We start from the raw sequence: 19,836 nt of genomic DNA, 5'->3' as shown, positions 1-19,836 counted from the left end.
GCAATCAGGTGCGGCGTGTGGCTGGTCACGGCCAGCACCAAATCATGGTGGTCCGCATCCATCTCATCGACATTTGCGCCCATGCCTTCCCAAAGCGCGCGCAGCTTCGCCACCGCCTCTGGGTCGCTGTCTTCCACCGGCACCAAAAGGCACCAACGGTTGTCAAACAGCTCCGCAAATCCACTTTCCGGCCCGGAATGTTCAGTGCCTGCCAAGGGGTGCGCCGGCACAAAATGCACGCCATGCGGCAAATACGGCCCAACGGTATCAATCACATCGCGCTTCACAGAGCCCACATCGGTCACCGTCGCACCCGCCTTCAGGTGCGGCGCGATCTCTTTGGCCACCACGCCCATCGCGCCAACCGGCACACAGAGCACAACCAAATCGGCACCCGCCACAGCCTCGGGTGCGCTGTCACACACATGATCACACAGCCCAATCCGGCGCGCGGTCTCGCGCGACGCGTCAGACTTGGCAAATCCGGTCACTTCACCAACCAAGCCACCGCGCTTCATCGCCCAGAACATCGACGAGGCAATCAACCCCAGGCCAATCAGAGCCACACGGTTGTAGACCGGTGCACTCATCGCGCGCCGCCTTTAAACTGGCCAATCGCATGCGCCACCCGACGGCAGCTAGGCTCATCTCCCACAGTGATGCGCAGGCAGTTTGGCAGGTCATACCCTGCCACACGCCGCACAATCAAACCTTGAGATTTTAGGTAGTCGTCACAGGCTTCCGCCTCTGCCTGATCGGCAAACCGCGCCAAAATGAAGTTGGTGCAAGAGGTATCTGACGGCACCCCATGTTCCATCAACGCTTCTGCCAGCCACGCCCGCAAACGGGTGTTGTCGGTGCGGCACTTGGCCACCCACTCCTGATCCCGCACCGCAGCGGCGGCCAGCTTCATTTGAATGTCGTTCAGGTTAAACGGCTGGCGGACACGGTTTAACACATCAATGATCGGCTGCGGCGCATAGCCCCAGCCCACACGCAACCCACCAAGACCGTAAATCTTGGAGAAGGTCCGTGTCATCACCACATTGTCACGCGCTTCCACCAGGCTCGCGCCCCCGTCAAACCCCTGCACATATTCTGTGTAGGCGCCATCATGCACCAGAATACAACCGTCCGGCAAACCGTCGGCCAATCGCGCCAAATCATTGCCGCCGATCATAGTGCCGGTTGGGTTCGCTGGATTGGCCAGAAACACAATTTTGGTTTTTTCTGTGCAGGCCGCCAACATGGCGTCCACATCCACAACCCGCTCGCGCTCTTTGGCGACAACCGGGGTGGCCCCCACCATCTTGGCCAGGATCGGGTACATGGAGAACCCGTGTTCCGGGTAAACAATCTCGTCACCGACGCCCGCATAGGCCTGCGTGATAAACTGCAACACCTCGTCACTGCCCACACCACAGATGATGCGGCTGGCCTCCAGCCCATGCACCTCGGCAATCGCCGCACGCAGATCTGCATGGTCAGTGTTGGGATAACGATGCAAATTTAAACCGGTCTTGGCATGCATGTCAGTGACTGCGTCACTGCATCCCATTGGGTTTTCATTTGACGACAGTTTCACAACGTCTTTGACGCCGTCCACAGTCGCACTGCCGCCGACATACAACTCAATATCCATGACACCGGGCTGCGGCTCAATTCGTGACATCACGTTACTCCCTCGTTGCCTGCTGTTTAGCGGGGCACTGGAAGCTTGGAAAGACGGGAAGCCTGTGACGCGGGGAAATGCCTTAACAATACCTGCCGGGCTGTTGCAAACGGGCGTCATATAGACAAAATGTCCAGGCCCACGCACCCCAACGACCGACAAGGTGGCAATCCACCTACCGGGTACACGCACGCGCTAAGGCTTTCCTATGTGTAAGACGGCGCCTGTTTCGCCGGGCAAAACAGACCCGCAAACCTGTGCGCCTGTGGCACACAGGTTTTGCCCCATTTCGATCCAGCTCTGTCGGGTCGCCGAACCATCGTCCTCAGGCGTAGTAATCGACCACCGACTTGGAACTGTCGATCCCTGCCGCATCCAACTTGCTGCGCAGAACCTGCGCAAAGTCGTCACTGCCAGACGCCCGATGGCTGGCCACCGCCGAACGGATCGCGCTCATCACCGCGCCATCCATCGCGTTCTGTCGCTGCGGTTCATGACCATGCAACTGACTGCGCGATGCCTCTTTTACCGGCTCCACTTTCTCGGAACTTGGAGCCTTCACCGGCTCCGGCACGGCCTGCCCAGCGTATTTTGCCAAAGCTGCGTGCAACATCGCGTTCTGCGTTGCGCTCAATCCAGACCACCCGGTGGTCTCTCCTAATATGCCTACCGCTTCTACCATAGCGATGTCTCCTTCTTGCACTTACCCGCTTGAACGGTGCCGCCCCCAATTGCAGCCGTGCGCAAGGTTCAAAAACATTGCCATCTTTTTAACGCCAGAACAACCAAACCGCTAAAATTGCTCGTAAAATTCTGTATTTCTTAACCCAATACCGCTGGACATTTTGTGTCAACTCACCTTGCCCAAACAGGTCAAAATCCCATTTTTTTGCCACTCCACAAATTATCCATATTGCCATTGTTTGATCAAATATGCTCAAACCGAGTCACGAACCCTGGCAATAAAGGCATTGCGCGCTGCTGCCTGGGTGAGCGGAGCCACTCTGCTCAAAAAGAGACCTAAGCCGGTCTCGCGCGTGCAACTGGCTCCCTTCATGTAACTTTTTAGGCGGCGCGCCGCCACAAGCCAGAGGGTTTTGCCATGCTGCACAACGACAAACTTGAACAATGGGACCGCGAAAACTTTTTCCATCCCTCCACCCACCTTGCTGAATTTGCCCGGGGCAATGTCCCTCATCGCGTCATCACCGGCGGCACCGGCTGTCACATCGAAGACCGCGACGGCAACCGCCTGCTGGACGCCTTTGCTGGCCTTTACTGCGTCAACGTCGGCTACGGCCGCAGCGACATTGCTGACGCCATCTCTGACCAGGCCAAAGAGCTGGCCTATTACCACTCCTATGTGGGCCATGGCACCGAAGCCTCTATCACGCTCGCCAAAATGGTGCTCGACCGCGCGCCAGGCAACATGTCCAAAGTTTACTTTGGGCTTTCTGGCTCCGACGCCAACGAAACCAACATCAAGCTGATCTGGTACTACAACAACATTCTCGGCCGCCCCGAGAAGAAAAAGATCATCTCCCGCTGGCGTGGCTACCACGGCTCTGGCCTGATGACCGGCTCCCTGACCGGCCTGGAACTGTTCCACAACAAATTTGACCTGCCGCTGGCGAATGTGGTGCACACCGAAGCGCCCTACTATTTCCGCCGCGAAGATCAGAGCCAATCTGAGGCGCAGTTTGTCGCCCATTGTGTCGCCGCGCTGGAAGAGACCATTGCGCGCGAAGGTGCCAACACCATTGCCGCCTTCATTGGCGAGCCGGTTCTGGGCACCGGTGGTATTGTACCCCCTCCTGCCGGTTACTGGCCTGCCATCCAGGCGGTTCTGGACAAACACGACATCCTGCTGGTCGCCGACGAAGTTGTGACCGGCTTTGGCCGCCTTGGCTCGATGTTTGGCTCTGACCACTACGGCCTGAAGCCCGACCTGATCACCATCGCCAAAGGCCTAACCTCCGCCTACGCGCCACTCTCCGGCTCAATTGTCTCTGACAAAATGTGGTCTGTTCTGGAGAAAGGCACCGACGAAAACGGCCCCATTGGCCACGGCTGGACCTACTCTGCGCACCCAATTGGTGCCGCAGCCGGTGTGGCCAACCTCAAGCTGATTGATGAGCTGAATCTGGTGGAAAACGCTGGCACCGTAGGGGCTTACCTCAACAAGACTATGACCGAAGCGCTGGCCGCCCACCCCAACGTTGGGGACATCCGTGGTGAAGGCATGCTGTGCGCTGTGGAATTTGTGGCTGAAAAGGACAGCCGCAGCTTCTTTGACGCTGCGGACAAAATTGGGCCTCAGATCTCCGCCAAACTGCTGGAGCAGGACAATGTGATTGCCCGTGCCATGCCACAGGGTGACATTCTGGGCTTTGCCCCACCGTTCTGCCTGACCCGCGCAGAAGCCGATTTGGTGGTCGCCGCCACCGTGCGGGCCGTCGCAACCGTTTTGCCGTAAATCCAAGGAGCACGAGATGACACTGTCCAAAGCCCCGTTCAGCAGTGCTGAATATCAACGCCGTCTCTCCAACACCCGTGCCGCCATGGCAAAAGCGGGCCTGGAGGTCCTCTTTGTCACCGACCCCTCTAACCAGGCTTGGTTGACCGGATATGACGGCTGGTCGTTTTACGTGCACCAAGGTGTGATTGTGACCATGGAAGGCGAACCCATCTGGTGGGGTCGCTACATGGATATGATGGGCGGCAGGCGCACTTGCTGGATGGATCACGCCAACATCCTCGGCTACGGTGATCATTTTGTGCAATCCACGGTCGTGCATCCGATGCAGGACCTCGCAGAACAGCTCAAAGCGCGCGGCTTTACGGCCGCGCGTATCGGCGTGGAGATGGAGAATTACTATTACTCCGCCAAGGCCCACGCCGTCCTCACCGACGAGCTGCCCAACGCAACACTGGTGGACGCGACCGCGCTGGTGAACTGGCAACGGCTGGTGAAATCCGAGGATGAACTGGTGTTTATCCGCAAGGCCGCTCGCATCACCGAAAAGGTCATGTTGACCGCCATCGACCGCGCCGCCCCCGGTGTGCGCAAAAATGATGTGGTGGCTGACATTATGAAAGCTGGCATCGAGGGCGTAGACGACGATTGGGGCGACTACCCCGCCATCGTGCCGCTCACACCTTCAGGTCTGGACGCGACCGCCGCGCACCTCACCTGGGACGGCACCCCGATGCGCGAAGGCGAAGCCACATTTTTTGAACTCTCCGGCTGCTATCGCCGCTACCACGCCCCAATCAGCCGCACCGTGTTCCTCGGCACACCGTCTGATGACATGCTGCGCGCCGAAGAGGCCCAGCTCGAAGGCATTGCAGCCGGACTGGAGGCTGCCCGCGCTGGCAACCGCACCTGCGACATCGCCAACGCCTTTATGGACGTTTTGGCCAAACACGGCATCGAACGCTCCGGCCGCATGGGCTACCCCATTGGCCTCAGCTACCCGCCCGATTGGGGCGAACGCTCCGCCTCGATCCGCTCTGAGGACACAACCGTGCTGCAACCCGGCATGGTGTTCCACTTCATGCCCGCCCTCTGGATGGATGACTGGGGGCTTGAAACCACCGAAACCATCCTGATCCGCGAGGACGGCGCCGCCGAACCTGTTTGCAATCTGGAGCGCAAGCTCATTGTCAAAGGCTGACCCCATGCTGGAGACAACCAAACGGATCCTGTCTGACCTGATCGCCTTCCCGACGGTCTCGGTCGACAGCAACCTCGACATGATCGCCTACCTCGCCGCACGCCTCAAAGACTGCGGCGCCAAGGTGGAGATCTTCCACGACGAAAGTGGCAAAAAAGCCAACCTCTTTGCCACCCTCGGTCCCGAGGTGGACGGCGGCATTGTGCTCTCCGGTCACAGCGACGTGGTGCCGGTCACCGATCAGAACTGGAGCACCGATCCTTTTGTCATGGAGGAACGCGATGGCCGCCTTTACGGGCGTGGCACCTGCGACATGAAAGGCTTTATCGCTGCCACTGTGGCCATGGCGCCGCATTTTGCCCAGCGTGTCACTGACACGCCGGTGCATTTTGCCTTCACCTATGACGAGGAAACCGGCTGCATCGGCGCGGGCCACCTGGTTGAAGCCCTGAAAGAGCGCAACATCACCCCGCGGCTAGCCATCATTGGCGAGCCGACCTCCATGCGCATTATCGAAGGCCACAAAGGCTGCTTTGAATACAGCACCCGCTTTCAGGGACTGGAAGGCCACGGCTCCGCGCCGGATCTGGGCGTCAACGCCGTCGAATACGCCGCACGCTATGTCTCCCGCCTGTTGGTGCTCAAAGCCAAGCTCACAACCATGGCGCCCGCCACAAGCCGCTTTGAGCCGCCCTGGACCACCGTGAACGTCGGCGCGATCCATGGCGGCAGCGTGCACAACGTCATCGCCCCCAAAGCGCAGGTCGACTGGGAAATGCGCCCGGTGCAAGCCAGCGACGCCAGCTTTGTGAAAGAGGCCCTGAAAGCCTACTGCGAAGACGAGTTGCTCCCTGCCATGCGCAAGGTCTACCCCGACGCGCAGATCGACACCGAAGTTGTGGGTGAGGTCGCAGGCCTTGTGCCGGTAGATGACAACGCCGCCCGCAAACTACTGATGGAACTCACCGGCGCCAACGGTGCCGACCTTGTGCCCTTTGGCACCGAAGCAGGTCTGTTTCAGTCGATGGGCATGGATGTGGTGGTCTGCGGCCCCGGCTCGATTGAGCAAGCCCACAAGGCAGACGAGTTCATCGCGCTGGATCAATTGGCGGATTGCCTCAAGCTGCTGGAAAAGCTCGGCGATACGCTCTCCAAAGGCTGAAGCCACTTCCAATACCCGCACAAACAAAAAGGGCCGCGAAATCTCGCGGCCCTTTCCGTATTCTCTTGTTCGTGGCGGCGAAGATTAGTTCTTCGCGTAGAATTCCACGACCAGGTTTGGTTCCATCACAACTGGGTAAGGCACGTCGGACAGGCCCGGTGCGCGAACAAAAGTTGCGGTCATTTTGCTGTGGTCGGCGTCGATGTAATCCGGCACGTCACGCTCGTTCAGCTGAACGGCTTCCAGCAGAACTGCGAGCTGCTTGGACTTCTCACGCACTTCGATCACGTCGCCTTCTTTGACGCGGTAAGACGCGATGTTCACGCGCTGACCGTTCACGGTGACGTGGCCGTGGTTCACAAACTGACGAGCCGCAAACACGGTGGCCACAAACTTGGCACGGTATACAACCGCGTCCAGACGGCGCTCCAGCAGGCCGATCAGGTTTTCACCGGTGTCGCCTTTGATACGCTCAGCTTCGCCGTAGATGCGACGGAACTGTTTCTCGGTCAGGTCGCCGTAGTAGCCTTTCAGCTTCTGCTTGGCGCGCAGCTGTGTACCGAAATCAGAAATTTTGCCTTTGCGGCGCTGACCGTGCTGGCCTGGGCCATAATCGCGGCGGTTCACTGGGGATTTAGGACGGCCCCAGATGTTTTCGCCCATGCGGCGGTCAATTTTATACTTGGCAGACGTACGTTTAGTCACGGCTGATCTCCTTCGTTTAGGTTTCGAAGGGCGTTGTCCTCTTGCCGGATGTTGCCGACATGACAGGCATCCTCTTGCGAGGGCCACCAACACCAATGAAGCCGCGCTTATACGGGGGATTCTGGGGGAGTCAAGCGGGGACTGGCCAATGCCTGCATTGAGCCCAAATGCGTCGAATGTTGCGGATTGCGTAAACGCTGCTTTGGCACTGGGGTATATCCGTCGGAGGAAAAAATGGCCGCCATGCGATTAGTAGCTATGCTAAATTGTCTTGGTCCCCGCGATTTCCGCGCTTGGCATAAGAAACAGATCAATAATTTCGTCTAAAGCGGTGTCCGGCAAATACTCTGAACTCGATGCACGAGTCATAGCTTGACCCAGGTACGCCCAGTACAAAAAGGCCGCGCGCGCCCTGGCTGTCGTGGGGGCGATATCCTCAGCGACCAAAAGATTGGTCAGATAGTCGATGCGTTTGTTATCCACGATCTCAGTTGCGTCAGATGCCATTTTGTTCTGAGCCGACCAAGATCGCATGGCGCGCTCCAACCTGACATCACCTGCAAATGCGTGACGAACAAGTTCCCGAACCTTGGACTGGCTGTCGTGGAGCAAATCAACATCGTTGATGACTTGCTGGGTCACCATTTCCTGCCAGTAGGCAAGCAGGTGTTCATGAAAGTCGACCAGATCAGCGAAATGCCAATAAAAACTTCCGCGTGACACCTTTAATGATTTCGCTAATCGGTCAGCTTTCAGTGCCTCAGAACCATTTTGGGACAATTCGGTGAGACCGTGTTTCAACCAGGATTGTTTGTTCAATTTGAGCTTCATCCGCCCACCATACACATGTGTATTGACACACGCCAGCCCACACGCTACCCCAACCATACACAACTGTATGGCTGTCTAGTAACACCCGCGTCGGACACTGATCACTCAAAGGAATTTCGAAATGGTACTGCTCACCTACATCACGTTTACAGCCCTATTGGTGATCGCCAGTCTTCATGTCGTATGGGGGTTAGGGATTTTATGGCCCGTCAAAGAGGAGCAGGCACTTGTCCAGGCAATCGCCGGCTTTCGCGGCGCAGATAAAATGCCTCCAGCTGGGGCGAGTTTTTTGGTTGCCGCCCTTGTGCTGGTTGCGGCGATGATTGCATTGGATTTAGGGGAAATTAGCAGCCTATTCCCGCACATCATTACAATAGTCGGCGGTGTTGCCGTTCTATTCGTGTTCCTTGGAAGAGCCATTTTGGGCTGCACACCCTTCTGGAGCAAACTTACACCTGAACAACCCTTCCGTAGGTTGGACACGGTTTTTTACACGCCACTGTGCTTCGCACTTGGCGGAAGTTTCTCCATTCTCACGTGGTCCTCTGTTTTCTGACTAAGCAGTCCAAACCCAGCGAGATACCCAAGCCAATTTGGCGGAAAACCCAACGTACCTCACCCGAGCCTTCCGAAGGCACCATTCGCGGGTAAGCGTCTTATGGCAGGTTTGTCCGCGCAGCAGCCATCGGCGACGACACTACTTTTCAGAAGACCGGCCACATTTTCTGCAGGAAATTGCAAAATCCGTCGCTGAGATCAGGACACGGCGCAGGTGCAAACGGAGTACCTTTTGGTCTGCAGCGCCCCGCCTCCCCTACCCCACCAACCCAATCACCTGGCTGATCCGCGCCCCGGCGTTCACCGCCTGATAGGTCGGAAAGGGCACCCGTTCCGACAAATCAATCTCCCGCGCAACCCACTCCTGCGCCTCCAGCTTCTGCAATGAGGTTGAGAGCGCCCGATCCGTGATTGCGCCCAACCCCGCCTTGAAGCCAGAAAACCGCTGCGGCCGCGTCGCCAGCGCCAGCACAGGCACGGTCCAACTTTTTCGCAGCAGCTTGGTGTCACTCTCTTCCGCCACCCGCAGAATCTCATCTGCCTTAGCCGCCGCCGCCACCCCCAGATCTGTCAAAACAAACTCCGGCCGCAACGGATGCCCGTGCCCCGGATTTCGCATCACCACGCCCAGCTCCATCAGATGTGCCAGACTGACCCCAAAGGCCGTGCGCCCTGCCCCTGTGGCGGCAATCAACGTCGCCTGCCGTCCGGGCACGCCGCGATGCATCTGCGCCAGAATATCGAGCGCCCAGGCCCGAGAGGTGATCTTGACAAGCAATTTAATGTCCATAAAGTATAGTAACTACATTTTATGAAATCAGCAACCACTAAGGACCGCATCATGGCTCTTGCCGCATTGACCAACGAAATTACGCTCTCGATTTCCGTGAGTGACCGCCACGCCAGCGCCGCATGGTTCCAAGAGAAACTGGGCTTTGAGTTGCGCTACCATATTGACGAGGCCGGCTGGAGCGAACTGGCCACCAAAACCGACGGTGTGATCCTCGGCATGGGGGAGCAGTCCGAGCCCAAACCCGGCAATTGCGTGCCCGTGTTTGGGGTCGAAGACATCGACAGCGCCCGCAGCGCGCTTGAGGCGGCAGACGTAAAGTTTGACGGCCCCACACAGGAAATTCCGGAGATGGTCAAACTGGCCACCTTTTATGATCCGGACCACAATGCCTTCATGTTGGCACAGAACCTCGCCTAAATAGAAAACCCCGCCAAAATTGGCGGGGTTTTTATTGGCACACCGGCTTAAGCTGCATCATGCATCAAGATGGCCGCTTCGCTGGCGGTCAGATTGCGCCGCGCGTGCGGCCCATAACTGTGCGGACTGTGTGCCAGCTCCGGCTGCCGCGCAAACAAACGCGCTCGATCTTCGTCTTTCAACGCATCCAAGGCCGCATTGGCCGGGTGGAAGCTCTCTGTCTCCACCCCATTGGCCCAAATGACCTCATGGCACGGCAACAACAGATGCACGTAGGTCACTTCTTTGAGGGCCGTATCCACGCTGATATTGCCGCCGTTCACCAGATCCCGCGCCGCCACCAGCACCTCATCCTCATTAAACAACGCCCGCGCCGTGACACCCCGCACCAACATCCGGTGTTCAGGGCTGACCAACAATTCCTGATCCGGACGCTCAATGCCCAGCGCACCGGGCCGGATACGGATCGGACGCAGCTTGGGCATGGCAAACAGCCGCGCCCCTGTCATGCGCCGTGCACCAATCCACTCGATCGGCTGCGCACCGTTGTCCCGAGTTTGCACCTGATCACCTTCGCGCAACTCTTCAATCAACCGCGACCCTTGTGGCGTCGCAACCCGCGTGCCGGGCGTAAAACAAATCACACCAGTACCCTCTTCAACAGTTTTTGGGCGCTGCAACGTACTCATCGACGCATGCACCACCCATAAATCTTTGTTTTTTGGAGGCAGCTCATCCAAGAACATCAACAGAGGGGCGCTGCCAGCCACCTCAATCACCGTCGCGGTGTAACTCTCCGCGCCGTCCGTCACCACAAAGCCGCCCTCCATCAAAGGAAGATCAACCTCAACGGTGTCCAAATTCTGGATACCTGCTTGATTATTTACTGCTGCCCCAACCAGCTTGCGCACCATATGCGCCGCTCGCTTGCGGATGTTTGCCCCTTCTTCTCCACGATCCAGACGCAATAGCCCATTGGGCCCGTCCACACGGACGGCATCCCTTGACCATGACCACACCACGCCTGTTTCCAGCGCCTGCAACGGTGCAGTCTTCTGACCATCTATTTCTGTCTGTGACCAGGAGATGACAAACGTGCCACGAAAGCCCGTTTTCATTGCCTGATTACCTGCCTAGTAGTTTTTTTATTACCGACAGGTTAACAAAGCCGACTCCACCTGCCTAGACAGAAGTTTCAAAAATACCGAGGTGACTCAGTGTGTTGCAAAAAACACCTCACCTCGCCTTAGAAACGAATGTCGAGACGGACCGCCCCAACAAATTGTCCCTCGTACTGCATATCAAATTCTTCGCCCAAATATGTGAGCCCGTAAAACAGGTGATGCTTCTTGCCCTGCCAGTGGAGTCCGGCGCGCAAACGGCTGCGCGTGTTGGTCAATTGATACCCCCGATCTTCAGGCAAATAGACACTGCTGAACACCTTGGCAACGTCAGCACCAACCACAAAGCTCAGCCCTTTTTCCTGCTTAAGGCCGGACCGGTAGCGGTGCCCCGTGACCCAATCTCGCGAAACCAGCTCACCGCGCCCAAACCGCCCAATGGTGAAATCAACACCAGCACGCACCAGATTTTCGTCCCCCAGACGTGCCTCAACAAACGGTCGCATGCTGGTTTGCCCGCCCAGATCAAAGGACCGGCCGGTTTCCCCCACAAAACGAACCCGCCATTTATTTGGGATCTGATTATCCAGCACCTCATCAGAAGGGCCAGGAATACCAATCACGTCATGAATCGCGCTTTGCAGGCCATTCAACCCAGTTTGCGGGCCGATCATCAAAAGGTCGCCCCCAAAACTGAACTCCGTTGCATGTCTCTGAAACTGCGTGTGCAGGCCGGCGGTCAGCATGCCAGCCCAAGGACGATCCAAAGGCACATGGGACGTCAAACACGCCGGAGAAATGATTTCGCCGCCCACACGGAGCTCCAACAACTCCCCCGCGGCCTGCGGCAGCTTTCCGTTCCAGCCATAGCCCCAGAACCGGCTGGTGCCGTAAGACCCGGAACGCCAGCGGTCATACCCGTCGCCTAAAAAGTCGTTCACAAACAGGCTGCCAAAACCCAGATAATCACGCCCACCAATAGACGTTGGTGTCGTGTCATCCTCCTGTGCTGCCACCGCCTGTGCAGATAACATCCCAACCAAAATCAAAGCAGCTATATGACGCAACATAGTCAGTCCCCAAAAACGCCCCCCGGCACTGGACTGATAGCGCAGCGACAGGCCCCACGTCAGCGAAAGACTGACATAATGGTAAATGCCGTAAAAATTGTCGTTAGTTTCTTAAGGCCCTGACAAGGGTTGAGCAAAACCTGAAGGCCTAGAAAAGGCCCGCTTCTTTCGCAATCAAGGCCGCTTGCGTGCGATTGCCAGCGTCAATTTTGCGATACAGGTTTTTTACATGTAATTTGACTGTGGGTTCCGACAGGTCCAGATCCCGGGCAATTTCTTTATTGGATTTGCCCACGGACAATCCTTCCAGAACTTGCATTTCCCGACGTGTCAGCTTTTGCGCAATCGGATGTGGCTCCGCCGCCTCGGCCGCCTGCATAAGATCAGCCGGAATGAACTGCTCTCCGGCCGCCATAAACTTGATCGCGTTGACCAAAGACGAGGCTGGCAAAGTCTTGGGAACAAACCCAGATGCCCCGGCCGCCATGGCCTTTTTCACAATCTCTCGGCTGGCTTCACCAGAAATCAGTGCCACGCGCGGTGCTGATGAGTGCGCCAGCACCCGCTTCACACCTTCCACGCCCTGCATGCCTGGCATATTGTAGTCCAAAAGGACCAGATCAAACGGCCCTTTTTGATCCAAGGCCTCTAACGCTTGTTGAAGATTGGAAACCCCAACTGACTCCATAGTGCCGGTGGCTCGCACAAACGCGGTGACCGTATCCAGTAACAAATCGTGGTCGTCAGCTATCAGTATTTTCAAAACGGTCCTCCAGAGGGCCGATATCAACGTTACAACCGCAGAACACCATGGTCAAATTCACAAAACCAAGACGCAGATACAATCATCAAGCATTCAAAATGCCGCCTGTCATCCCACCACCTAAGCAAGATACAGAAAATTTTAACAAAAACTTCACCTTACCTAACGGCAAACCTACCCTTTTGTATAGGGCGATTATCCCCTTGACCAGATGCGCGTTAGACGTGTTGGGTTTATCAAGGATGTTAAGCATTATGAGGCGGCAGAACATGCGCAAAACCAGAAGATCCGTTTTCGCTCTAGCCGCTTGCCTTTTGCTACCACTCACGGGCCCTGTTTGGGCAACTGACGCAATGGACACACCGTCCGGCGATGTCATCCTGACCGTGTCGGGCACGATCGACGCCACAAACGTCGACGACACGGCTCAGTACGATTTGGAGATGCTGCGCGCATTACCTGCAGTCTCCATTTCAACCACGACCATATGGACCGATGGGGTTCTTATGTTCACGGGTGTACCGCTAGCGTCGCTGCTGGAAACTCTGGGGAGTTCCGGCAGCACGCTGCGGGCTTCCGCCATCAACGACTACACCATTGAAATTCCGATCGACACCTTGGAGGCAAACGCCCCAATTCTGGCCTATGAGCTGAACGGCGCCCCCATGCACCGTCGCGAAAAAGGGCCACTGTGGGTGATTTACCCCTTTGATTCTGATCCAAAATACCGCACTTCTCAGGTGCATTCCCGCGCAGTTTGGCAACTCGACAGGATCGAAATCGTCGACTAGGCTTTGCGCATGGCCTTCATGCGCATTCACCACACCAATTTGCGGTTCAGTTTTCAGGCTGTTTTCTTGCCGCGTCTGTGTGCCGTCGGAACATCCCGGTGAGCCGCCCGCCCACATCTGCCTTTGCTGTTGGCACCGCCCCCTCGCTTCGCAGAAGCCGCCCCCTACGGGTCCTCGGTGTCATTCTGGCCACCCTCATTGCAGTCCTTTTGGTGTTTGCATTTGTGACCGCGTCGCAAGTCTTCACCAACTTGCGCAATATCAAATTGTTGGCCTCCAACGATCTGGAATGGTCTCTGGCGCAAATTGAACTGGAAACACGCGACTTTGCCGGGGCACTGGAAGCCGCAAGACTTGCCCCACAACCCGATCTTGACCGGCTGCGCCTGCGGTTTGACATTTTTTACAGCCGGGTCAGCACCATGGCCTCAGCACCAGCCTATCTGCGCCTCACCGTGGTCCCGGAGTTTGACGCCGCATTGACGCGGGTGAACAGTTTTGCAAACGAGGCTGTCCCGATCATCGACAGCCCGGACGACGTCTTACTGGAATCTCTGCCTCTCCTCTCCGCGCGATCTGCCCACCTGCGCGCAGACGCCCGCACGCTTTCTCTGTCAGGCATCACGCTCTACGCCGCCGAGAACGACGAAGCCCGGCAACGCATCACCACCACGCTGTATCGTCTGGCCACAATTGCCCTGTTGCTGATTGCCGCCGTCGTGGGCCTACTGGTCAATCTGTTGTTTGCCAATCGCGCGGCTCGCCAGACAGGGGCTGCGCTCTCTCAAGCCTACCGCCGCATAAGCACCATTCTAACCACCTCAATGGATGGCGTTCTGGTGGTCGACAGCACCGGCGCCGTGCTTGAATTCAACAAAGCCTCCGAGGCAATCTTTGGATACCGCTACGAAGATATTCGCGGCAAGAATATCCAGGAATTGATTGCCCCACCTGACCTACGAGATTCCCATTACCGCGCCATGGAACGCATCCTCACCGGCCAAGACCGCCACGCCGCTGGCAAAGGCCGGGTGCGCATGGACGCAAAACGGTCCGACGGCGCAATCTTCCCGATCGAAATTGCCATCGAAATGGCTGAGGACAACGACGAGAAAATCCTCATTGGGTTTCTACACGACATCTCAGACCGGGTGGCCGCGGAAAAGGAGTTGCTTGAAACCCGGGACCGCGCCTTGGCGGGCGAACGCGCCAAAGCGGAATTTCTCGCCGTCATGAGCCACGAAATCCGCACGCCACTCAATGGCATCCTGGGCAATCTCAGCCTGCTCAACGACACCGCCCTCAGCCCAATCCAGACCCGCTACCTGCGCAACATGGAAATCTCAGGCCGCGTGTTGATGCGCCATGTCGACACCGTGCTCGACATCACCCGCTTTGAAGCTGGCAAACTCGACGTCAACATCGCCTGCACGGACCTCTCTTCCCTGCTGCAAGAACTGGTCGACAGCCAACTCTCCGCCGCAAACCGCCACGGCACCACGCTCAACTGGCGCTGGGAAGGCCCAGCGCGGGCCTGGGTGCGCACCGACCGAGCCGCTTTGGAGCAGGTGCTGCTGAACCTTGTCGGCAATGCCATCAAATTCACCGATGACGGCACCATCACCATCGAAGCCGAAGCTCTGCCAGAAACCATCAGCGGCCTACCCGCTATGGAACTCAGGGTCAGTGACACCGGCATTGGCATTTCCGAAGACCGTCTGCCCATAGTGTTTGACGATTTTGTCACTGATGATCCGACTCTCGGCCGCGTGCCCGGCGGCACAGGTCTAGGCCTGGGCATCGCCCGCCGTATCGTCACCGCCCTTGGCGGCGAAATTGGCGTGGAAAGCACACCCGGCCAAGGCAGCACCTTCTGGGTACGCCTGCCGATGGAAGAAGGCCGCCAACCACCTGCCGCAAAACCATCTGATCCCATACCGGAAATCACCCACCTGCACATGTTGGTGGTGGAAGACAACGACATCAATCGTGAACTTGTCCAAGAGCTTCTGCAACGTGAAGGCCACTGGGTCACGCTCGCGACAGACGGCGAGGAGGGCGTGCGGCTCGCAGAGCAAAAACCCTACGACATGATCCTGATGGACATCGCCATGCCGGTGATGGACGGCTTGCAAGCCACCAAAGTAATTCGCAGCGGCACCGGCCCCAACAAGGATACGCCTATTGTCGCCGTCTCGGCCAATATCCTGCCCGAGGATCGGGACCGTTTTCTCGCCGCAGGCATGAGCGCGTTTTTGGCAAAGCCGATTAGCCGCCCCTCGCTGCAACAGATGTTGCAGGACACGTTCGCCGGTCCTGAAGTATCAAACACGCCCCTCACCACCCGCGCAGGATTGCCACCGGACACGTACAAACGTTTGCAGTCCCGTTTTCTTGAGGAGGGTGACGCATTGGTGGCGGCGGCCACCGCACCTTACCGCGATTTTCAAAATGTGGCCAAGCGCTGCCACGACCTTTCCGGCGCCGCTGCGATCTTTGGCGCTCACGCCCTGCATGATGTATTGGCCCAAGCTGACACGGCTGCAAAACAAGGCAACCATCGGCTGTTTGAGGAACAAGTGGCACAGATACCGCCACTTTGGCGCGCCACGCGCGCCGATCTCACCGCATCAAGCGCCGCCGAATAGCCCCTAGGGCATCTCCGCACCCAACGTCGGCGGAAACTCCTGCACCGCCTTCAAAAACCATCCCAGCGCCCGCCCGCGTTGCCCACCACTGCGATAGGCCACCGCCATGGGCAAGGACGTCTGCTGCGGAAAAGCCAAAATCTCAAACCGGCTACGAAAATGTCGGCTTTGGGCATAGCTGTCCACCACCACGCCCACTGCCTCACTGCGCTCGATCACCCCGGCGGCCATGGTGAAACTTGGCATGATGTGCAGCCGCCGCATCGGGTCCACCTCGCCCGCCTGCACCAAATGCTGAATCGGCTCGGCATAAGGTCCGCTGGGTTCGGGCACAATCAACGGCAAGCCGGCCAAATCCTCACTGCTCACCGGACGTCCCACCAACGGATGCCCCCGCCGCACAAAGAACAACGCGTTGAGCGGTGGCAACGGATCACAGCGCACCCCAGCCTCCGCCATCAAGGGCCGTGACGGACCAATCACCGCATCCAAATCGCCCTGCCGAAACAACTGTACCGCTGTCTCAAACGGTGCACCGCGCAGATGAATGCGCACCTCCGGATGCGCCCCAACCAAAGCCCAGATCGCCCGGCTCATCAGCCCTTCCATCGAGCTGGGCGACACGCCAATTCGCAGCACCTGCTCTCGCGTCTGTCGCCCCTCATCCACATCCGCAACCAGCTGATCCACATCCGCCAGTATCCGCGCCGCGCGGTCTATAAACGCCCGCCCTTCCGCCGTGGCGGTCACGCCCCGCGCATGGCGCTCAAACAGGGCTGCACCAACGTCTTGCTCCACATCAGCCACCGCTTTTGTCACGGCGGATTGTGTCACATTCAACGCCCGCGCCGCCGCCGAGATCGCCCCTTGCCGATCCACCGCCACCACATACCGCAGCTTGGTCAGGTTCATCCATTCCTCCAAAGAATAGCTTGAGAGAATATTGAATTTGCCAGATGCCTTCGTCAATCCGATACTTCGCGCAAGCGAGGAGATTTTCACATGAGCACAGAGACCATTGTTGCCGGCGTCGGCATGATCAAATTTGCCAAACCAGGCGCGTCCGACAGCTATGATCAAATGGGGGCTGCTGCCGTGCAGGCCGCGTTAAAAGATGCCGGTCTCAGCTACAAAGACGTGCAACAGGCCTACGCAGGTTATGTCTATGGTGACAGCACCTGTGGTCAAAAAGCCCTCTATCACGTCGGCATGTCCGGCATTCCGATCATCAATGTGAACAACAACTGCTCCACCGGCTCCACCGCGCTCTATATGGCGCGTCAGGCCATCGAAAGTGGCATGGTTGATTGCGTTCTGGCCGTTGGCTTTGAGCAAATGCAGCGTGGCGCGTTGACCTCCCACTGGACCGACCGCCCCACACCTTTTGATGACTTTGACAATGCCTGTGACACCCTTGTGGGCCACGCCGAAGTACCGCTCGCCCTGCGTTACTTTGGCGGCGCAGGCAAATCACACATGGAGAAATATGGCACCGAGCTGGCCGACTTTGCCAAGATCCGCGCCAAGGCCTCCCGCCACGCCACCAAGAACCCCCTTGCTTTGTTTGCAACAGAGGTCTCCCCCGAAGAAGTCCTAGCCGCGCCGGTCATGTGGGACGGTGTGATGACCCGCCTGATGGCCTGCCCGCCCACCTGCGGTGGCGCCGCCGCGATACTTTGCTCTCCGGCTTTTGCCGCCAAACACGGCATCGACACCACTGTGCGAATCAAAGCCCAAGCCATGACCACCGACTACGCCTCCACCTTTGAGGCACAGGACATGATGCAAGTTGTCGGCTACGACATGACCGCCGCCGCCGCGAAACAGGTGCAGGAAGCCTCCGGCATTTCTATTGAGGACGTCGATGTGGTCGAATTACACGACTGCTTCGCGCACAACGAGTTGATCACCTACGAAGGGCTTGGCCTGACCCCAGAGGGCACCGCGCAAAAATTCATTGCGGATGGCGACAACACCTACGGCGGCAAGTTTGTCACCAACCCCTCCGGCGGGCTCTTGAGCAAAGGCCACCCGCTGGGTGCCACAGGCCTCGCCCAATGCTACGAGCTGACCCACCAACTGCGCGGTACCGCGGACGCCCGTCAAGTGGACGGTGCGAAAACAGCCCTCCAACACAATCTCGGCCTTGGCGGCGCCTGCGTCGTGACCCTCTATCAGGCGGCGTAACTTCATGGGCATTTTTAACCGATCCACCAAGGGCCACGTGACTCCACCCATCGAAGTCACCATCGAACGTGGCCCGCTGGCGTTTTTCTCGGAAACCATCGGAGAGACGGACCCGATCTACCTTAATCCCGAGACCGCACAGGCCGCGGGCCACCCCGACATCCTCGCCCCCGCCACCTATGCGGCGGTGGTTGGCACTTTCGCCGACCAAATCGCGCGTCGCAAAGGCCAGCCTGACATTCTGGAGCTGATCAACGGCGACCTGCGTGTCTTGCTGCATGGCACCGAGGCCTACACATACCACGGCCCGATGTTTGCTGGTGATGTTGTGACCGTCGAGAACGAAATGACAGATTTCACCGACGCCAAAGGCGGCAAACTGGAAATCGCCCACGTCACCACCTGCATCACCCACCCCACGCGCGGCCTCTTGGTAGAGGCCACCCGCAGCATCATCCACCGTCTGGGCTAAGGGAGAGAGATCATGACCGTCACACCAACCACCGCCCAGGTCGGCGACAAACTGCCCGAACTGACCTTCGGCCCAATTTCGCGCACCACGCTGGCGCTCTACGCCGGGGCCTCCGGTGACCACAACCCGATCCACATCGACCTCGACTTTGCCAAAAACGCCGGCATGGACGACGTCTTTGCCCATGGCATGTTGTCGATGGCGCAACTGGGACGGCTCGCCACCAACTGGGCCGGCCAGGACCGCATGCGCGCGCTCTCAACCCGCTTCACAGCGATCACCCCCGTTGGCGCGACCCTCACCTGTACCGGACAGGTTGTAGACCGCCACGAAGAGCACGGCCGCGTCCTGCTTACCATAAAACTTGCCGCCCACATTGACGACGGCACCCAAACCCTGCGCGGCGAAGCCAAAATCTGCGGCACGCCTTAACCCTTACTTGCCCCGGCACCGTCGGGGCGCACCCGACCCTCCCCACGGGAGGGCGCTTCGCACCCACCCAGGATCGCGCGCGCCCCTCGTTTCAAACAAGGAACACCCCATGCCCAACCACATGTGGATGAGCGAAGATCACGTAGCCTTCGCCGACACCGTCAAACGTTTCTTTGACGAAGAGGTCACCCCCAACAAAGACATCTGGACCGAAGCGGGCGCGGTTCCAAAATCGCTGTGGAAGAAAGCGGGTGAGCTTGGCATACTTGGTGCCACCTTCCCCGAAGAACACGGTGGCCTTGGCCTGTCGCGCCACTTTGATGCGGTGACCTTCCTTGAGCAAACCAAGGCGGGCGACAGCGGCTGGGGGGTCTCCGTGCACAACATCGCCGCACATTACATCACCGCCTTTGGCACCGACGAACAAAAAGCCCGCTGGCTGCCGGATCTGGCTTCGGGCGACAAAGTCGCCGCCATCGCCATGACCGAACCGGGCACTGGCTCTGATCTGCAAGCGGTGAAAACCACCGCCATCCG

At 58.2% G+C, this 19,836-nt stretch carries 21 protein-coding genes; 11 read left to right on the top strand and 10 right to left on the bottom strand.

The features are described from left to right. The 3 genes from QZ517_RS14940 to QZ517_RS14930 all read right to left on the bottom strand — a co-directional run. Positions 1-590, bottom strand: a 590-nt coding sequence (locus QZ517_RS14940) for a prephenate dehydrogenase/arogenate dehydrogenase family protein (RefSeq protein ID WP_294228258.1), incomplete at its 3' end; no start/stop codon positions are given. Further along, the gene (gene hisC, locus QZ517_RS14935; RefSeq protein WP_294228256.1) at positions 587-1,672 is read right to left on the bottom strand and encodes a histidinol-phosphate transaminase; all 1,086 of its coding nucleotides are present in this window, start codon (positions 1,670-1,672) and stop codon (positions 587-589) included. The genes hisC and QZ517_RS14940, both read right to left, overlap by 4 nt. Before the next feature lie 325 nt (positions 1,673-1,997). Continuing rightward, complete coding sequence (locus tag QZ517_RS14930) at positions 1,998-2,354, bottom strand: hypothetical protein (RefSeq protein ID WP_294228254.1); 357 nt, start codon at positions 2,352-2,354, stop codon at positions 1,998-2,000. Between the two features lie 420 nt (positions 2,355-2,774). Between QZ517_RS14930 and QZ517_RS14925 the strand changes: the two genes are divergently transcribed. Genes QZ517_RS14925 through argE form a run of 3 tightly spaced genes read left to right on the top strand, consistent with a single transcriptional unit; the run spans position 2,775 to position 6,511 of the window. Continuing rightward, complete coding sequence (locus QZ517_RS14925) at positions 2,775-4,148, top strand: aspartate aminotransferase family protein (protein WP_294228252.1); 1,374 nt, start codon at positions 2,775-2,777, stop codon at positions 4,146-4,148. Positions 4,149-4,164: 16 nt separating this feature from the next. Next, positions 4,165-5,349: a M24 family metallopeptidase gene (locus QZ517_RS14920; RefSeq protein ID WP_294228250.1), complete on the top strand. Its 1,185-nt coding sequence runs from the start codon at positions 4,165-4,167 to the stop codon at positions 5,347-5,349. A gap of 4 nt (positions 5,350-5,353) precedes the next feature. Further along, positions 5,354-6,511: an acetylornithine deacetylase gene (gene argE / locus QZ517_RS14915; protein WP_294228248.1), complete on the top strand. Its 1,158-nt coding sequence runs from the start codon at positions 5,354-5,356 to the stop codon at positions 6,509-6,511. An 84-nt stretch (positions 6,512-6,595) separates the two neighbouring features. Here the strand turns inward: argE and rpsD are convergent, their stop codons facing one another. Together rpsD and QZ517_RS14905 are read right to left on the bottom strand one after the other, a co-directional pair. Further along, on the bottom strand, positions 6,596-7,216 hold the full coding sequence (gene rpsD / locus QZ517_RS14910; protein WP_294228246.1) for a 30S ribosomal protein S4: 621 nt from the start codon (positions 7,214-7,216) through the stop codon (positions 6,596-6,598). 261 nt (positions 7,217-7,477) lie between these two features. Next, a complete protein-coding gene (locus QZ517_RS14905; RefSeq protein WP_294228244.1) occupies positions 7,478-8,047 on the bottom strand; it encodes a TetR/AcrR family transcriptional regulator in 570 nt (189 codons plus the stop codon). Between the two features lie 121 nt (positions 8,048-8,168). Between QZ517_RS14905 and QZ517_RS14900 the strand changes: the two genes are divergently transcribed. After that, positions 8,169-8,603 carry a DUF3995 domain-containing protein gene (locus tag QZ517_RS14900; RefSeq protein ID WP_294228242.1) on the top strand — a complete coding sequence of 145 codons (435 nt, stop codon included), beginning with the start codon at positions 8,169-8,171 and terminating at the stop codon, positions 8,601-8,603. A gap of 258 nt (positions 8,604-8,861) precedes the next feature. On the opposite strand, the gene QZ517_RS14895 is transcribed toward QZ517_RS14900, so the two are convergent. Then, positions 8,862-9,383, bottom strand: coding sequence for a winged helix-turn-helix transcriptional regulator (locus QZ517_RS14895; protein ID WP_366766203.1), 522 nt, complete (start codon positions 9,381-9,383; stop codon positions 8,862-8,864). 63 nt (positions 9,384-9,446) lie between these two features. On the opposite strand from QZ517_RS14895, the gene QZ517_RS14890 reads away from it, so the two are divergent. Continuing rightward, a complete protein-coding gene (locus QZ517_RS14890) occupies positions 9,447-9,815 on the top strand; it encodes a VOC family protein (RefSeq protein ID WP_294228238.1) in 369 nt (122 codons plus the stop codon). A 47-nt stretch (positions 9,816-9,862) separates the two neighbouring features. Here QZ517_RS14890 and QZ517_RS14885 read toward each other — a convergent pair whose 3' ends face one another. The 3 genes from QZ517_RS14885 to QZ517_RS14875 all read right to left on the bottom strand — a co-directional run bounded on the left by QZ517_RS14885 (position 9,863) and on the right by QZ517_RS14875 (position 12,769). Then, positions 9,863-10,933, bottom strand: a complete 1,071-nt coding sequence (locus QZ517_RS14885) for a Hint domain-containing protein (protein ID WP_294228236.1) — start codon at positions 10,931-10,933, stop codon at positions 9,863-9,865. A 128-nt stretch (positions 10,934-11,061) separates the two neighbouring features. Beyond that, complete coding sequence (locus QZ517_RS14880; RefSeq protein WP_294228233.1) at positions 11,062-12,006, bottom strand: lipid A-modifier LpxR family protein; 945 nt, start codon at positions 12,004-12,006, stop codon at positions 11,062-11,064. 148 nt (positions 12,007-12,154) lie between these two features. Further along, positions 12,155-12,769 (bottom strand): response regulator transcription factor, encoded by a 615-nt coding sequence (locus QZ517_RS14875; protein ID WP_294228231.1) that lies wholly within the window; start codon positions 12,767-12,769, stop codon positions 12,155-12,157. A gap of 353 nt (positions 12,770-13,122) precedes the next feature. On the opposite strand from QZ517_RS14875, the gene QZ517_RS14870 reads away from it, so the two are divergent. Together QZ517_RS14870 and QZ517_RS14865 are read left to right on the top strand one after the other, a co-directional pair. Further along, positions 13,123-13,560 carry a molybdopterin-dependent oxidoreductase gene (locus tag QZ517_RS14870; RefSeq protein ID WP_294228229.1) on the top strand — a complete coding sequence of 146 codons (438 nt, stop codon included), beginning with the start codon at positions 13,123-13,125 and terminating at the stop codon, positions 13,558-13,560. Positions 13,561-13,658: 98 nt separating this feature from the next. Next, positions 13,659-16,208: an ATP-binding protein gene (locus QZ517_RS14865; protein WP_294228228.1), complete on the top strand. Its 2,550-nt coding sequence runs from the start codon at positions 13,659-13,661 to the stop codon at positions 16,206-16,208. 3 nt (positions 16,209-16,211) lie between these two features. Here QZ517_RS14865 and QZ517_RS14860 read toward each other — a convergent pair whose 3' ends face one another. Next, positions 16,212-17,120 carry a LysR family transcriptional regulator gene (locus QZ517_RS14860; RefSeq protein ID WP_294228227.1) on the bottom strand — a complete coding sequence of 303 codons (909 nt, stop codon included), beginning with the start codon at positions 17,118-17,120 and terminating at the stop codon, positions 16,212-16,214. A 90-nt stretch (positions 17,121-17,210) separates the two neighbouring features. Between QZ517_RS14860 and QZ517_RS14855 the strand changes: the two genes are divergently transcribed. The 4 genes from QZ517_RS14855 to QZ517_RS14840 all read left to right on the top strand — a co-directional run. After that, positions 17,211-18,395 (top strand): lipid-transfer protein, encoded by a 1,185-nt coding sequence (locus QZ517_RS14855; protein WP_294228226.1) that lies wholly within the window; start codon positions 17,211-17,213, stop codon positions 18,393-18,395. Between the two features lie 4 nt (positions 18,396-18,399). Beyond that, positions 18,400-18,867, top strand: coding sequence for a MaoC family dehydratase N-terminal domain-containing protein (locus QZ517_RS14850; RefSeq protein ID WP_294228225.1), 468 nt, complete (start codon positions 18,400-18,402; stop codon positions 18,865-18,867). A gap of 12 nt (positions 18,868-18,879) precedes the next feature. Next, a complete protein-coding gene (locus QZ517_RS14845; protein WP_294228223.1) occupies positions 18,880-19,299 on the top strand; it encodes a MaoC family dehydratase in 420 nt (139 codons plus the stop codon). A gap of 109 nt (positions 19,300-19,408) precedes the next feature. Beyond that, the coding region (locus QZ517_RS14840; protein ID WP_294228221.1) for an acyl-CoA dehydrogenase family protein at positions 19,409-19,836 on the top strand (428 nt) is incomplete at its 3' end.

It is taken from the genome of uncultured Shimia sp. (assembly GCF_913054185.1).
GTDB lineage: Bacteria > Pseudomonadota > Alphaproteobacteria > Rhodobacterales > Rhodobacteraceae > Shimia.
Note: the sequence above shows the minus strand (reverse complement) of the source record. Positions and strands in the feature narration are given on the sequence as shown.